At 40.1% G+C, this 14,574-nt stretch carries 15 protein-coding genes; 11 read left to right on the top strand and 4 right to left on the bottom strand.

Annotated elements, in window-relative coordinates:
- The first annotated feature begins 97 nt into the window (after positions 1-97).
- The 4 genes from EXN75_RS11970 to EXN75_RS11985 all read left to right on the top strand — a co-directional run bounded on the left by EXN75_RS11970 (position 98) and on the right by EXN75_RS11985 (position 4,857).
- Entirely contained in the window at positions 98-2,635 is a 2,538-nt protein-coding gene (locus EXN75_RS11970; protein ID WP_134843999.1) for a TonB-dependent receptor domain-containing protein, read from the top strand.
- A 19-nt stretch (positions 2,636-2,654) separates the two neighbouring features.
- Positions 2,655-4,169, top strand: a complete 1,515-nt coding sequence (locus EXN75_RS11975; protein ID WP_134844000.1) for a SusD/RagB family nutrient-binding outer membrane lipoprotein — start codon at positions 2,655-2,657, stop codon at positions 4,167-4,169.
- Positions 4,170-4,347: 178 nt separating this feature from the next.
- Positions 4,348-4,584, top strand: coding sequence for a DUF4160 domain-containing protein (locus tag EXN75_RS11980; protein ID WP_134844001.1), 237 nt, complete (start codon positions 4,348-4,350; stop codon positions 4,582-4,584).
- Between the two features lie 6 nt (positions 4,585-4,590).
- Positions 4,591-4,857 carry a DUF2442 domain-containing protein gene (locus tag EXN75_RS11985; RefSeq protein ID WP_118116581.1) on the top strand — a complete coding sequence of 89 codons (267 nt, stop codon included), beginning with the start codon at positions 4,591-4,593 and terminating at the stop codon, positions 4,855-4,857.
- A 369-nt stretch (positions 4,858-5,226) separates the two neighbouring features.
- Here the strand turns inward: EXN75_RS11985 and EXN75_RS11990 are convergent, their stop codons facing one another.
- Positions 5,227-5,886, bottom strand: a complete 660-nt coding sequence (locus EXN75_RS11990; protein WP_118116579.1) for an Abi family protein — start codon at positions 5,884-5,886, stop codon at positions 5,227-5,229.
- A gap of 322 nt (positions 5,887-6,208) precedes the next feature.
- Here EXN75_RS11990 and EXN75_RS17745 point away from each other — a divergent pair, with 322 nt between their 5' ends.
- From EXN75_RS17745 to EXN75_RS18515, 7 genes are all read left to right on the top strand, one after another.
- Positions 6,209-6,346, top strand: a complete 138-nt coding sequence (locus tag EXN75_RS17745) for a hypothetical protein (protein WP_167639511.1) — start codon at positions 6,209-6,211, stop codon at positions 6,344-6,346.
- Positions 6,347-6,457: 111 nt separating this feature from the next.
- Entirely contained in the window at positions 6,458-7,948 is a 1,491-nt protein-coding gene (locus tag EXN75_RS11995) for an ATP-binding protein (RefSeq protein ID WP_134844002.1), read from the top strand.
- A 103-nt stretch (positions 7,949-8,051) separates the two neighbouring features.
- Positions 8,052-8,351: a DUF7724 family protein gene (locus EXN75_RS12000; protein WP_134844003.1), complete on the top strand. Its 300-nt coding sequence runs from the start codon at positions 8,052-8,054 to the stop codon at positions 8,349-8,351.
- 248 nt (positions 8,352-8,599) lie between these two features.
- Entirely contained in the window at positions 8,600-8,836 is a 237-nt protein-coding gene (locus EXN75_RS12005) for a DUF4160 domain-containing protein (RefSeq protein ID WP_118116583.1), read from the top strand.
- 6 nt (positions 8,837-8,842) lie between these two features.
- The gene (locus EXN75_RS12010) at positions 8,843-9,112 is read left to right on the top strand and encodes a DUF2442 domain-containing protein (protein WP_134844004.1); all 270 of its coding nucleotides are present in this window, start codon (positions 8,843-8,845) and stop codon (positions 9,110-9,112) included.
- Between the two features lie 53 nt (positions 9,113-9,165).
- A complete protein-coding gene (locus EXN75_RS17750; protein ID WP_167639509.1) occupies positions 9,166-9,330 on the top strand; it encodes a DUF7724 family protein in 165 nt (54 codons plus the stop codon).
- A gap of 267 nt (positions 9,331-9,597) precedes the next feature.
- On the top strand, positions 9,598-9,720 hold the full coding sequence (locus tag EXN75_RS18515) for a hypothetical protein (RefSeq protein WP_262912595.1): 123 nt from the start codon (positions 9,598-9,600) through the stop codon (positions 9,718-9,720).
- Positions 9,721-9,796: 76 nt separating this feature from the next.
- On the opposite strand, the gene EXN75_RS12015 is transcribed toward EXN75_RS18515, so the two are convergent.
- From EXN75_RS12015 to EXN75_RS12025, 3 genes are all read right to left on the bottom strand, one after another.
- Positions 9,797-11,116, bottom strand: a complete 1,320-nt coding sequence (locus EXN75_RS12015; RefSeq protein WP_118116593.1) for an ATP-binding protein — start codon at positions 11,114-11,116, stop codon at positions 9,797-9,799.
- Positions 11,117-11,564: 448 nt separating this feature from the next.
- Positions 11,565-12,884, bottom strand: coding sequence for an ATP-binding protein (locus EXN75_RS12020; protein ID WP_134844005.1), 1,320 nt, complete (start codon positions 12,882-12,884; stop codon positions 11,565-11,567).
- A gap of 198 nt (positions 12,885-13,082) precedes the next feature.
- Positions 13,083-14,534: an AAA family ATPase gene (locus EXN75_RS12025; protein WP_134844006.1), complete on the bottom strand. Its 1,452-nt coding sequence runs from the start codon at positions 14,532-14,534 to the stop codon at positions 13,083-13,085.
- Positions 14,535-14,574: the final 40 nt, after the last annotated feature.

Here is a 14,574-nt window from a genome sequence, read left to right on the forward strand (position 1 = left end):
TCATAACAGTTACTCTTTAAATCGTTGTTTTTTTGTTCTTTAGCGATTACAAAGATACAACTTTTTATCGAGAAACTGTTATTTTTACCCTACTATTTTGGGGTGGGAAACTTTAGTCAGTAATACTCTGACTTGGACTACAGCTTACAATCACGCAAAATTGCAGAAAGAATATGGTGGTGGTGCATATGGAGCTGATGGTGAATTGGATGTCTATCATTGGAAAGAAGGTGATCCGGAATCCTACAAACAACTTGATGGTAAGAAGTATTACGACTACGCAGATGACTGCTCTTGGGGACCTCGTTTTGATTCTAATATCAAGTATCTGCCTGCTATTGCATGGGATGAAACAAGTCCATATTTTGGTCAGGAAGATACTTGGACAAGTCATCTTGATATGAATGATTTGTTCCAGACTGGTGTTGCAGATAACACCAATGTATCTTTTGAACGTTCTGGTAAAGACTTCTCTTCACGCATTTCGTTGTCTAACATGAACATAAAAGGCGTAAATCCTAACAGTGGTGCTATTCGTAGATATGCTAATATCAAGACTGCTTTCACACCATTGAAGAACTTACGTGTTTCTTTCGATTATAAATATACTTATAAGAAGAATCATAATGCTGCAACTGAAGGTTATGGTACCGAAAGTAACAACCCATACTCAGACCTTCTTCAGTGGGGACAAACCAATGTAAACTTGAAGCAGTATAAGAATTATACTCGTCCAGACGGCACTTTCCGTACTTGGAATATAAAAGATTATAATGATTTTACTCCAGCATTCCACGATAGTCCGTATGCAGTGTACAATGAAATAAACAACACGAACACAAGGGAATTCCATGTACTTGCTGGTGATATCGAGTATTCTTTGCCATACAACATCAAAGTAGGTTTCAAGACGACAGCCAACCTTTATAATTTCTATCAGCTCTATAATCGTGCTGGTTTGACAGGACAAACTGATATTCATAAGCAGTGGCAGCGCAAGTCATACGATGTTTATAATCAGGGGCGCATCACTTGGGATGACAAGTTTATCAATGATCGTTTGTCTGCTCAGGCTGCCATCTTCATCGAAAACCGCAACTACCACTATGAGGGTATGGATGTATTCACTCGCGACGGCTTGTTGTTACCAGGTTTATTCCGTACAACTAATTCATATGGTCTGTCTGGTGGTGATGATGCTTCTACTGATGCAACAACCAATGAAGTTGGCGATTATGACAAGGCTTATACAAGACGAGAAAAGGCACAGAGCCTCTTCGGTACTGTAACTTTGGGTTGGGATGACACTTACTTTGTAGATGCATCTCTTCGTAACGATTGGAACTCAACACTTCCTACAGATAACAATAGCTATCTTTATGGTGGTCTTTCTGTTGCAGCTGTAGCCAGCAACTGGTTTAAGCAGGCAAAATGGCTTGACTACTGGAAACTTCGTGCATCATTTGCTCAAGTAGGTTCTGCTTTGACACCATATCGTTTGTCTACAGTTTACAACTTTGGATATCGTTATGGTTCTACAGCTTCTATGTATGGTAATCCACAGTTGATTGATAAAAATATCAAGCCAACTATCACAACATCTTATGAGATTGGTACGGAATTCAGCGTCTTGGGTAACCGCTTGTGGGGTGATATCAACTACTATAGCCGTGACACCAAAAACCAGATTATCAGTACTACAGTAGGTCCTGCTTCTGGTTATTCTTCTCGATTGATGAATGCAGGTTTGATTCGCAACCGTGGTTATGAAATATCTCTGGGTGGTAAGCCTATCAAGACTAAAAATTATGAATGGACTATCGAGGCCAACATTGCTCATAATGAGAACAAATTGGTAGAATTGGCTCCTGGTATGACAAGATACACTCTCGATGGTATGTCATTCTTCTCTTATCTGTATAGCTATGCAGAGGTTGGCAAACCAATGGGTGCCCTCTATGTAACACGTAGCTGGCAGACCAATGAGAATGGCGATATTATCTTGAAGAAGAATAAAGCAGGCAACTTGATGCCTCAGATAGATAAAACTACAGAGAAGTATATTGGCAATATGCAGCCTAAGCTTACTGGTGGTTTCTCTACTGCCGTACGTGTATATGACTTTACATTGCGTGCATCTTGCGATTTCCGTGTAGGTGGAAAGTTCGCTTCTGTCACCAACATGTGGTTGGAAGGTTCTGGTCTCGGTTCTGCAACAGCTGGTACCAATGACCGTGGTGGTGAGATTCGTGGTGACATCTCTGAGAATGGTGGTGTAAGAGTAGATGGTGTTGTTGCCAATGAAGATGGTACATATAGCCCTGCAACCACATACGTAGAAGCCAACACTTACTTCCAGGGATTGAAGTCAACTCTTTGGGAGCCATACGTATATGATGGTAGTTATATTAAAATGCGTGAATTGTCTTTGACATATAATATGCCTAAGACTCTTTTGAACCAATTACATATCGGTTTGCAATCCGCAAGTATCGCATTTGTTGCAACAGATCCATTCTTGCTTTATAGCAAAGTGAAGAACGTAGATCCATCTGAAACAGATGGTACTTTGTTTGAACAAGGTCAGGCTGTTTCTACTCGTTCATGGGGCTTCACTGTAAACTTAACTTTCTAATCGTATAAAGGATAAATATATGAAATCAATTATATTAAAGACTGCTCTTGCTTTTGTTGCTGGAGCTTCATTAGTAAGTTGTGGCGACTTTGGGAATATCAATGATAATCCTAATAAGCCAACATCTGCATATACAAGTTATTTATTTTCTAATGTAACCCGTCATACTCCATATATTTGGAATGACGAGCGCTATTTTAGTAATAGAAGTGATACCTATTACAACCCAGTATATCTGATTTATCCACAATATATTGCAGAGCGTCAGAATGTTCAGTATGGTACAATGAACCTCTTTACAGGTAGTACAATGGACACGTACCGTTACGTACTGAAAAATTTAAAGAACATCATTGATATGAACACCAATGATGCCACAAAGAATGAAGTTTGCGTATCTTCTTTTGGTAGTAATGCCAATCAGATTGGAGTAGCTCGTACCTTGATGGGGTATTTCTATCTCCACATGACAGATATATTTGGTATGATTCCATATTCAGAGGCATTGCAAGGTGAGGCTAACTTGACACCTAAGTTGGATACACAAGAGGAAATCTACAAAGGCGTAATTTCAGATATGAAAGAAGCATACGACCAGATGGATGCCTCAAGTAATCTGAACGCTACATACGATAAGATTTATGGTGGAAATATTGCAAAGTGGAAGAAAATGAACGCTACAGTTCGTATGCTTGCAGCCATCAAGTTGTCGGATGTTGATCCTACAAATGGTAAGCAATGGTTTGTTGAGGCTTATAATGATGGTGCCATCGAAGATAACGCGGACAATTTTGTATATAAGTATTATGCCAATACCGACAATGAGAATCCATTATATACAAACATTGTCACAGGTGCTCGTAAAGACTTTGCTCCAAATAAGGCTTTTGTTGATTCTTTGAATGTTGTAAATGACCCACGTCGTGCGGTATATTTCACAAAAAATGCCAATGGTGAATACAAAGGAATTCCTTTAGGAATCAAACAGGCAGATGTCTCTAATTACAACAAGGACAATTCAGACTTTGCTCCTGCCATGCAGGCACAGGATGCGCCATTGACTATGTATTCTGCAGCGCGAGTTCTTTTAGTCGAGGCAGAAGCTGCTGTAAGAGGTTGGATTAGTGCTGATGCAAAGAATTTATATGAAAAGGCTGTTGCTGCTTCATTTACAGCCAAAGGTCTTACTTACACTGACGATGTTCTTCAGAACTACTTGGCACAAGATGGTGTTAAATTCCAGGGTACAGACGAAAACAAAATTATGCTGATTGCTAAACAGCGTTGGATCAACGGCTATTTCGAAGATGGTGTAGAGGCTTGGTCTGATTGGCGTCGTCTTGACTTCCCTGTTATTGTAACCGGTTCTTATTCCAAAGAACTTAACATCAATCATGTTCCTTATCGTATGCCTTACGGTTCTTCGGACCGTAGTGCAACTCCTGCACAGTACGAAGCTGCTGATAAAATTCAAGGTGCAGACAGCCCAAATACCAGAGTATGGTGGGATGTCAAAGACAATAGAGAAGAGTAATTTTATCCAAAGGAAAAGTTTTTAAATCACATATATTAATACAGGTGTATCCTTTTTGCTCCTCATCGAGCATTCAGGATACACCTTTTTTCTTTCCTCCTTTCTCCATCATAAAGTTTTCCTGTCATTTCTTTGCAGCTTTCAGAAGAAAAGCGTATCTTTGCAAAAAAAAGAAACGATGCCAACAATATTTATATTTTTCGGATTCAGATTCATGTTTTATTCTAATGATCATGAACCAATTCATGTCCATGTTATCAAGGATGGAAATGAAACAAAATACAATGTATCTCCTCTAACCCAGATTTATAATCATGGATTCAAAAAACATGATATTGCTTTGATAGAATCTATTATTTCTGAGAATGAGGTGGTTATTATAGATAGATGGAAAGAGTATTTTAATCAAAAATAAGATATTATGGAGCAATATAGAGTAAATCGCGTTTGGGTTGACGATGCCCATATTTGGGCAGAAACCCAAAATGGCTGGAAGGCTAACTATCCTTTCAGTCGTTGGAACCGTCTTGCTAACGCCACTCCTGCCCAGCGTAAGGCTTTCGTATTGAGTAGATATGGTATTCATTGGCCTGAATTAAACGAAGATTTATGCTTTGAAGGACTGTTCGCAGATGCTGGTATATACAAACCGTCAAATGCAGAAGATACTATTTATTATCAAGCATAATAAAAGGATTTTTTGCAACAGAAGGATAAGTGAATCATTCGTGAATTCGTAAAAGACAACTATCAGGAAATGTTCTTGAAATGGTCGGAAATGAGCAATAATGGCTTTTATCGTGGAGAATAATTTAATAAAAGGTGTATCCTTATTGCTCCTCATCGAGCATTCAGGATACACCTTTATTCTTTTTATCTCTCTCACCCTCAAGCATTTTTCAATAATTCCTTGCTTCTTTCAGAAGAAAAGCGTATCTTTGCAGAAGAAAAGCTGCACTCGGCAAGCTGAAAGTAAACTCTCATTGCGCTCGCTGGCATAATTTTTGCAGAAGAAGCGATACTCTCTAATCATGGAGATATGTTTTTAGATATGGCTTTACCAATTCATAATTTTACGTATATCCAAGCTAACAGAACTAAATCTGTCAAACTGAGACAACCAAGTTGGTACCTCCTTATTCATCCATCCCATAACATTCATCATTTCATCGTGTATCATCTCAACTTCATCGAGATTCCAACAAATAGCTTCATTATGATCTATCCTATTGCGCAAGCGACGGAATTTGTTTAAGAAGCTAGCAACTACCTTTCTTTGCCGATTAGCTTTCTTCACAAAAGGGAAAGCTCTCCTTAAGTCTTTCCAAAGGATACGTTCGTAGTTTCTATTAAAAAGGGAGGTCCAAAAGCCCCAGGTCAATTCTGCTGTAATCTTTGCTGTGGTTATATCTTCTCCTCGTGCAGCAATTTGTTTCTTAGCTGTGCTTATATATTTATTCAGTTCCATCAGGCCTGGAGTTGTAGAGAAAACGACATACCAATCTTCTCTTTTGGCAAATGCCACAAGTTCCCGAACTACGGAATTACGGAGTTCTACCTCAAAGACAGAAAGACATGGGTACATAGCTTCGGAAAGCATTATGTTACATTGATAATGCTTAATTGCCTTTACTTCATCCCCAGGATAGAGCAAGAAATATTTCTTCATTCTATCTGTCGAGAAAACTTTTTCGAAAAAATCTTTGGTATATTCCATTTTTATTCTTATCTTTGCAGCGCAGTCCCGGTAAGGCCCTCTCCCAGATTATTCGATGCTGGTGATGACCCCGGGTTTTTTGTTTTTGCAAAAGTACATAAATATTTTGATAGTGACAACAAAAAAGCCTTTTTTCTTTGCTTTTTTTGTTATCTCCTTCAGCCTCAAACATTTTTCAATAATTCCTTGCATCTTTCAGAAGGAAAGCGTATCTTTGCAGAAGAAAAGCTGCACTCGGCAAGCTGAAAGTAAACTTTCATTGCGCTCGCTGGCATAATCTTTGCAGCACGAATGTTGAATCATTAAAACAAGGAGGTAGAATATGGACAAAAAGAAAAATGAAAACTTCCTTCTGAAACTTATTAAGATTAAGAAGGAGATTCGTGATTGTGTACAAAATGGAGGAGACCTGAAAGATGTAGAGAAAAACTATGGTATCAGATTCTCTAAACCCCTATAGCATTAAAAGATGACTGACCTGCTGAAGATTGAATCAAGAAACACATCGTAAGTGAGTATGACGCATTTCTTCGGGAGAAAATGAAGAAGACAAAGAAACAAAAAGGCGACTATGAACATAGAGGAACTTGAAAGGCTTATAGCCAACGATGAAAACGTACATTTGGAGTTGAAAAAAACTACAGGTGAGTTGAAGGATGGTATGCACACTGCCTGTGCATTCCTCAATGGTGCTGGCGGTTGGCTGGTGTTCGGTGTAGCCCCTAAGTCTCTTAAGATTCTCGGACAGGAGGTTACGGATAATACACAAAGAGAGATAGCCCAAGCGTTGAGTGGTCTCGAACCTGCAGTTTCGATTGACATTCAATACATTGACGTGCCCGATAGACTAGGCTGTCAAGTCATAGCAATGTATTTCGAAGCATTCGTTTGGGGAACGGCACCTTATACCTATCATGGTAGCCCATATTATAAGGTTGAAAGTACCACGAAGCTGATGCCTCGCAATATGTTTGAGGAACGGCTGCGTGCCAACAAACCAAACTATTATGCCTGGGAGAGACAGTCGGCTGATGACATAACCATTGATGATATGGACGAGAAACTCATCAGGGGAGCTATACGGCTCGGCGTGGAGAAGAACCGCATGCCAGCCACAGCTTTGACAGAGCCTCTTTCGGATGTACTCAGAAAGCTTGAACTAATGAACGATGGCGTTCCCAATAACGCTGCTGCCGCCCTGTTTTCCACCAAATTAAGGGGCTACACGCAGATGCAGCTGCGTTTGGCTCGTTTCCGCGGAATCAATAAGATAGAGTTCATCGACAACCAAAGGGTGGAAGGAAATTTCTTCCAACTGCTTGATGCCGGTATGGCTTTCTTCTTGAAACACCTGAACATGAGTGGCAAAATTGTTGGCTTCCGTCGTGAGGAAAATATGGAGGTGCCAGCCGAAGCGTTGAGGGAAGCCCTTACAAACTGCCTTTGTCATAGGCAGTTCGAGAAGTACAACCTTACGCCAAGTATTGCCATATATGATGACCGCATAGAGATTGAGAATCCTGGTGTATTGCCGCCACAACTCAACACAGAAACAATCAAACAGTCACACAGTTCCTATCCATACAATCCCATCATGGCGGAAGTGCTTTACCGCACCACTTTCCTTGAAAGTTGGGGGTCTGGCGCATTCCGTATCATGGAGGCTTGCAAGGCACAGAATGCTCCAGAACCGAAGTGGAGCATCAACGGTGGCTTCATTTGCGTGACATTCGTGCGGCCTGTAACCGATCCGATGAAGACTCCTGTGGGGATGCAACTGGGATTAAATTTGAACCAAGTACGAACCAAGTACGAACCAAGTACGAACCAAGTTAAAGATTTAATTCTAGCTGTTTCTGAAGATTATTTATCAACAGGGGAAATGATGAAAACTTGTGGATTAAAGAGCCGACTGAGATTTAGGACAACCTATATTTTGCCAGCCCTCGACGAAGGGGCTATAGAGCGTAAATATCCTGATATCCCAAACCATCCTCGCCAACAATACAGGTTGACAGAACAGGCCATAGAATGGAAACGTGGACAAAAGAAAAGTTTATAGACTTTTTGGCCTTATTGAAGAAAGCGCAATCACGAATTGTGATTTTGAACGCAGGGCAATGAAAAATAAACAATGCTGAATAATTTAAAATAAGGAGGTAAATATGGACAAAAAGAATCTTTCATCAGAAGCGTTGCTCTCTAACAACGGAGATATGACTTCTTTTCGATATGGCAATAGTAATATCCGATTCCGTGCTCCCAAGCGTCTCAAGCGATATGTGGATGTTAAGGAATGGGATAATGGATATATTGTTGTTATGGCTGATTATGAAGGTTTGGGCGAAACGGAAGAGTATATTGACCTTTTGCCCATATTAAAGAATCTGTATATCAATCCTGAGACTTTTCTCAAACCAATCAAGTCAGTAAAAATAGATTATCATGAAGGAAGAAGAAATTAAAATCGTGGCAGGAAATGAGCAATAATGGCTTTTATCGTGGAGAATAATTTTTCAAAAAAATCTTTGGTATATTCCATATTTATTATTATCTTTGCAGCGCAGTCCCGGTAAGGCCCTCTCCCAGATTATTCGATGCTGGTGATGACCCCGGGTTCTTTATTTCTTTTTATCTTCCTCACCCTCAAACATTTTCCAAAAAATCCTTGCATCTTTCAGAAGAAAAGCGTATCTTTGCAAAAAAAGAAACGATGCCAACAATATTTATATTTTTCGGATTCAGATTCATGTTTTATTCTAATGATCATGAACCAATTCATGTCCATGTTATCAAGGATGGAAATGAAACAAAATACAATGTATCTCCTCTAACCCAGATTTATAATCATGGATTCAAAAAACATGATATTGCTTTGATAGAATCTATTATTTCTGAGAATGAGGCGGTCATTATAGATAGATGGAAAGAGTATTTTAATCAAAAATAAGATATTATGGAGCAATATAGAGTAAATCGCGTTTGGGTTGACGATGCCCATATTTGGGCAGAAACCCAAAATGGCTGGAAGGCTAACTATCCTTTCAGTCGTTGGAACCGTCTTGCTAACGCCACACCTGCTCAGCGTAAGGCTTTCGTATTGAGTAGATATGGTATTCATTGGCCTGAATTAAACGAAGATTTATGCTTTGAAGGACTGTTCGCAGATGCTGGTATATACAAACCGTCAAATGCAGAAGATACTATTTATTATCAAGCATTATAAAAGGATTTTTTGCAACAGAAGGATAAGTGAATCATTAAAACAAGGAGGTAGATGTGGACGACAAGAAAAATTCATCAGAAGCGTTGCTCTCTACCAACGGAGATATGACTTCTTTTCGATATGGCAATAGTAATATCCGATTCTGTACTTCCAAGTGCCTCAAGCGATATGTGGATGTTAAGGAATGGGATAATGGATATATTGTTGTACAATCGTAGCTTTATGGTTATAGGGCATTCTTGCTATTGGGCAGGTAACAAACCTGCCCTCCCAGTGCTTACTTGCTTCCTAAGGACTGCTCGAATAGATGCCTCTACTTAAAATTCATGGCACATGTGCCACTTTTTTTAAGTGCAAAGATATGCGAAAGTAGAGTTCTAACCAAAAATTTTTAGATTTATTATACTAAAAAGGTGTGCCTACCAGCCGCGCGAATTCAACAAGGTGGCTAAATCTCCATTGGAAGAATGGGGTGATTGGAAGGTATGGAAGAAGGTAGGGCTGAAGAGAAAAACAATATCGCCCGCAAAATGCTGGATAACGGATTGAGCATAGAGCAGATAGCTTTAATTATCGGTTTGACAGAAAAGGAAATAAAAGAACTATAATATAATAAGGTGTATCCTTCTTGCTCCTCATCGGGCATTCAGGATACACCTTTTTTCTTTTAATATATAGAGGATATTACATATCTTCCAATGATAAGCAGCCCAGACGAATTTCCAGTTTCTTTAATTCAGGATATACTTGGAGCATATAGTCCACCTTCTGTTTCAAGAGACTTTCGTCATAACGGAATTTATCCTTTTTTACCTCATAGATGTCAATAATTCCATCTATTTCATTTATTGCAACGATATCTATCTCATTTCCTCCCTTTCTATCCCAAAACTGACCTATCTGGGTGTATTGTTGGCTTTCGCTCAGTTTCTGGCGGAAATAGCGTTCAAGCATAAAACCCTCTACCGTGGATATATCACGCATAATGATACGATGCAATTGATTCAATGCGCCACTCTCTATGAAATTCTGGTATTTATAGAAGAAGCGAAACCAGAAGATGAGAAAATTGTCACTCAGGATATATCTTACACTCTTGCTCTTTGGCTTGGAGAAGATCGGGACATGGCGTTCTATCAGATTGTAGTGAGATTTCAAACGTTCCAGATATCCACCCACTTCCTTGATTCCTGTCAAAGCCTCAATCTGGGCACGAGTTACCTCACCACAGGCGATACAAGAGAGTATGGAGAAATAATTGGCATAATCCGTACCAAATTCCTCTATCAAGATATTCTTTCCTTCGTTGATGAAAGGCGAGTTTTCTTCAGTCTGCATATTGAGCATTTTCTGAGAGGTTGTCTTTCCATTGCTCATGAAGAGATTGACATACCATGCAACCCCATTGCTCAGCGTATAGAGAGTAAGCAAGTCGCTTGCTGTATAGTTAGGATTGAAGTCATGTAAAATCTCTTTGAGCACATCTGTATCGAAAGCTCGTAGATTGATGATACGATTGGCACGAGAGAACAATGGCTCTTTACTATCTTCAAAGATGCGGTGCATCAGTGAGTAGATAGAACCACTGATAATGAGATTCATCTTACTCTTACTTTTTGCCAAATCCCATTCTCTCTGCATCTCGCTAAAGATGGATGGATTGATACGTAGCCAATCCTGAAACTCGTCGATAACCAGTGTAAACGGATGGCTTTGGGAGATAAAGAGGAGTTGGTGAAACAGCTCGGCGAATGACGAATAATTGCCTAATGGCATATCTAATTTGCGTTCTGCCTCTTCCTTGAAATCTTGGCATAGCATATTTTCAGACTTTCTTGCCACAAAGAAATATAGAAGAGAACCTTCATGTCCACATCTTAGTGCTAACTCGGTTTTGCCGATACGGCGTCTTCCTACCAGTACCGTCATCTGTGCTTCTTGCTGGCTCTTTGTATAGATGTCAGCAAAGAGTGCCAGTTCTTTTGTTCTATCATAAAACTTCATATCTCATTTTTAATATTATTATCGTAACCGCCATTACCGTAATGACGATTACTATTCTATGCAAATGTACGGTTTTCTATTGGATTATACAAAGATTAAGAACTTTATTTTGAATAGTTTAACAAAAAGGCAATTACCATCAGTATCGGGCATTCAGGATACACCTTTTTCCTTTTTTGCTTTTTCTTTTCTACTGCGGAAGACGCATTTTTCAAAATAAGTCGTCTCCTGTAACCTGTCTGTTGATCTTTCTTGCATACATATTATTATATAGGCCATGAGGGGTTGTGAGTGATGCGATTATGGAGCCCTCTGCGTGAATTAATAACCTGATTGAGCATCCAGGTGGTAGCACTTCCGCAGGCTATCAGTTTGATGTCGCTGCGGTATGACGCCCAGTCGTTCCAGAAATGTTTTCAAATTCTGATTTGCGGCTTTCTCTGAAATACTAACTTTCTGTCTTTAATTCTTTGTCTAGAACAAAGAGCATATAGAGGGGGATGTTGATGGTTTTCGAACTGTTGTTTCTCTCGTATGGCAAGAGACTGGTGCGAACCGACCATTTGGGGGAATATTTTTCCCGATATAGTTTCAAACTTTTGGCATTCATGGTTACTCCTGCCTTTGCTTCTAGTGGATATACATCTAAACCATCAGAAATAAGGAAGTCGACCTCTGCAGTGGCTGAGGAAGACCAATAATAATTGGTTTCCAGAGTTTCTGCAAAGTTCTGAAGTTCCTGACAGACATACTGTTCTGTCAACGCTCCCTTAAACTCTTCGAAGATTCTGCTTCCTTCTAATATTACTTTCGGCGAAATCTTGCTCATTGCCCTCAACAGACCTACATCCAGTAAGAATACCTTAAATGATTTGAGTTCTGCATAGGCTGAAATCGGGATGTCGGGCTTGCTGACATTGTTGGTTCTGATGATTTCACCTGCATCAGAGAGCCACATGATGGCATCCTCATATTCCCGTGCTCTGGCTCCCTCTCTCACCAGTCCATAGACAAACTTCTTGTTTTCCTTCGCCAGTTGCGAAGGGATGCTGTTCCATACATAACGGATTTTCTCGACCATATTCTTTGGCGCATGCTTGGAGAAGTCTTTCTGGTAGGCTGCTATCAGTTCCTGCTGGATGCGGTTCACCTTGTTGTAGTCTTTGCTGTCCAGCCACTCTGTAACAACAGCTGGCATACCTCCTATTATCATGTATTTTTTCAGATAATCTGTAAGGCGAGCCTCGAATGCCCCCAGGTTTCTGTTTCCTTTATCGATATAGTCTACCAGCATGTTCTCTTCGTTTGCTATCAGGAACTCTTTAAAGGACATGGGATATAGATGCAGGAAATCAGTCTTTCCTACAGGGAAGGATGTGCCTTCGTGCAGGGCTATGCCTCGCAATGAGCCTGCGCAGCAGATAGCATACCCTGGTGCTTCTTCGCAGAAATACTTCAAAGAGGTGAGTGCTCTTGGCATTTCCTGTACTTCATCGAAGATAATAAGCGTTTCCTCGGGTATTATCATCTTACCATTATAGATGGAGAGCTGTTCTATAATGCGTTGTGGCGATAAGTCGCTGGCAAATATCTCTTCGAGTACATCACTCTGTTCGAAGTTGATGTAACATACGTCTTTGAAGTACTTGCGCCCAAATTCTTTCAGTAGCCAAGTCTTGCCAACCTGTCTTGCACCTTCCAATATCAGTGGCTTCCTTCCGTGACTGTTTTTCCATTTTAACAATTGGGATATAAGTAGTCTTTCCATACGCTAAAAATTATGTTTTGGCAAAGATACTAATAAACAGTGAATTACGCAATGAAAATCACATTTTCCTAAGGACTTTTAAGCATATTTATCACATTTTCCTAAGGACTTTTCTGTTAAATCATCACATTTTCCTAAGGAGTTTTAGGGTAAATCCCACATTTTCCTAAGGAGTTTTGATTGGAAATCCCACTTTTTTCAAAATAAGTCGTCTCCAGTTACCTGTCTGTTGATTTTTCTTGCATACATATTATTATATAGACCATGTGGTGTGACAAATGTAGGAATGAGCGTTTTCGTTGTCTTCGTCACTTTCTTGAAAATCTTCAGACGGTGTGCCAGATGGGCATCGTATGCCTTACTGATTTCATATTCTCCATTGCAAAATTTCATCTCGCAGATAGAGATAGATTTGTCCGAGCGATCTATCAGCAGATCTATCTGGGTTCCTCGTTTCAGATCTTCGTCTGCCTCTTCATCTGCCATAACTTTGGCGGTAGGTCGGTAAGACCATGAACAAGGGGTGTTGATGCTGCCGTCTATGCCTAAAGCTTTGATAATTTCATTGATATGGTGAAGGCATACGATTTCAAAGGCATGACCGCACCATGATTCATACTCTGCAGTGGTTTGCATCTTGACCCAATAGTTGTCGAGGAATGAACCTTTGTTGTGCATGAATTTGAAATAAAACAGGCAATAAGGATCTATCAGCTGATACATCATGTCTTTCTTCGACTTGCCGAAAGGAGTATAACTGCGGATGAAATCACATTGCTCAAGTTCTTTAAGTATCTGGCTGAACCTTCCGTTGTTAGCAAGTCCTGTAGCGTCCAGCAGGTCTTGTCGGGTCATTCCTTTGCCTTTGTTCTTTAGGGCTGTAACTATGGCAAGATGATTGTCGGCTTTCTTGAAGAGCGAACTGAACAGGCGGTCAAACTCTTCGGTGAGTTCGCCGCCACGTGTAAAGCAAAGTTGCTGGATATTCTGTGCCACACTTTTGTTGTTTTCGAAAAGAGACAGGTAATATGCTACACCGCCCATCGCCATATAGCACTCGATGATTTCCGGGCGTTCATAATAAAACCCCTGTGCTTTGAAATACTCTTCTACCTCATGCAGCTTGAAGGGAGATAACAGAATGTTGTGAGTGATGCGATTATGGAGCCCTCCGCGTGAATTAATAACCTGATTGAGCATCCAGGTGGTAGCACTTCCACAGGCTATCAGTTTGATGTCGCTTCGGTAGGATGCCCAGTCGTTCCAGAAATGTTCCAGGGCGCTGATGAAGTGGGAGGCATACGTGTCGAACCAAGGAAGTTCATCGAAGAAGATGATTTTTGTTCCTTCTGGCATCTTTTCCAATGCTTTTTGGAGAAGCCGGAATGCTTCCGGCCAATTAACTGCATCTGTTTCTATGCCTAACTGGTCGTTAAGTGCAAAACTGAAACTCGCAAGCTGCTCCTTGGTTGTTACATTGTCTTTGCCTGTGATGCGGAATGTAAATCGGTTTTCGAACAGTTCTTTTACCAGAAAAGTCTTGCCTACACGTCGTCTGCCATAGATGGCTACAAATTCTGATTTGCGGCTTGAAATATAGTTTTCAAGCTTTTCAATCTCTTGTTCTCTGCCTATAATATTCTCCTTCATATTTATCTCATATTAGTGAAACCTGTCGCAAAGTTATAAA

The sequence above is a fragment of the Segatella hominis genome (assembly GCF_004535825.1).
GTDB classification, from domain to species: domain Bacteria; phylum Bacteroidota; class Bacteroidia; order Bacteroidales; family Bacteroidaceae; genus Prevotella; species Prevotella hominis.

Excerpts from the sequence above, each read along its gene's own strand:
- EXN75_RS12025 (WP_134844006.1), bottom strand. The coding sequence starts at position 14,534 with ATGAAGGAGAATATTATAGGCAGAGAACAAGAGATTGAAAAGCTTGAA.
- EXN75_RS11985 (WP_118116581.1), top strand. The coding sequence starts at position 4,591 with ATGGAGCAATATAGAGTAAATCGCGTTTGGGTTGACGATGCCCATATT.
- EXN75_RS17745 (WP_167639511.1), top strand. The coding sequence starts at position 6,209 with ATGGACAAAAAGAAAAATGAAAACTTCCTTCTGAAACTTATTAAGATT.
- EXN75_RS11980 (WP_134844001.1), top strand. The coding sequence starts at position 4,348 with ATGCCAACAATATTTATATTTTTCGGATTCAGATTCATGTTTTATTCT.
- EXN75_RS12015 (WP_118116593.1), bottom strand. The coding sequence starts at position 11,116 with ATGAAGTTTTATGATAGAACAAAAGAACTGGCACTCTTTGCTGACATC.
- EXN75_RS12000 (WP_134844003.1), top strand. The coding sequence starts at position 8,052 with ATGGACAAAAAGAATCTTTCATCAGAAGCGTTGCTCTCTAACAACGGA.
- EXN75_RS12005 (WP_118116583.1), top strand. The coding sequence starts at position 8,600 with ATGCCAACAATATTTATATTTTTCGGATTCAGATTCATGTTTTATTCT.
- EXN75_RS18515 (WP_262912595.1), top strand. The coding sequence starts at position 9,598 with ATGGAAGAAGGTAGGGCTGAAGAGAAAAACAATATCGCCCGCAAAATG.
- EXN75_RS12010 (WP_134844004.1), top strand. The coding sequence starts at position 8,843 with ATGGAGCAATATAGAGTAAATCGCGTTTGGGTTGACGATGCCCATATT.
- EXN75_RS11990 (WP_118116579.1), bottom strand. The coding sequence starts at position 5,886 with ATGGAATATACCAAAGATTTTTTCGAAAAAGTTTTCTCGACAGATAGA.
- EXN75_RS12020 (WP_134844005.1), bottom strand. The coding sequence starts at position 12,884 with ATGGAAAGACTACTTATATCCCAATTGTTAAAATGGAAAAACAGTCAC.
- EXN75_RS11995 (WP_134844002.1), top strand. The coding sequence starts at position 6,458 with ATGAACATAGAGGAACTTGAAAGGCTTATAGCCAACGATGAAAACGTA.
- EXN75_RS11975 (WP_134844000.1), top strand. The coding sequence starts at position 2,655 with ATGAAATCAATTATATTAAAGACTGCTCTTGCTTTTGTTGCTGGAGCT.